Annotated in this window: 1 protein-coding gene; it reads left to right on the forward strand. The window is 64.9% G+C overall.

The genetic code is table 11. The features are described from left to right. On the forward strand, positions 1–231 hold a 231-nt coding region (locus I8J34_RS25380), incomplete at both ends, for a transposase (protein WP_214364230.1).

Raw genomic sequence — 231 nt, forward strand, 5'->3', positions numbered from 1 at the left:
CCTGGCAGTCGCGCCCGCTCGAGCCGATGTACCCGGTGGTGTTCTTCGATGCGCTGCGGGTCAAGATCCGCGAGGACGCGGTGGTACGCAACAAGGCGATCTATCTGGCGCTGGGCGTGCTGCCCGACGGCACGCGCGACATCCTGGGCTTGTGGATCGAGGGCACCGAAGGGGCCAAGTTCTGGATGAAGGTGTTCAACGACCTGAAGACGCGCGGGGTAGCCGACATTC

Origin of the sequence: Denitromonas iodatirespirans, from assembly GCF_018524365.1 — a bacterium.
Lineage (GTDB): Bacteria > Pseudomonadota > Gammaproteobacteria > Burkholderiales > Rhodocyclaceae > Nitrogeniibacter > Nitrogeniibacter iodatirespirans.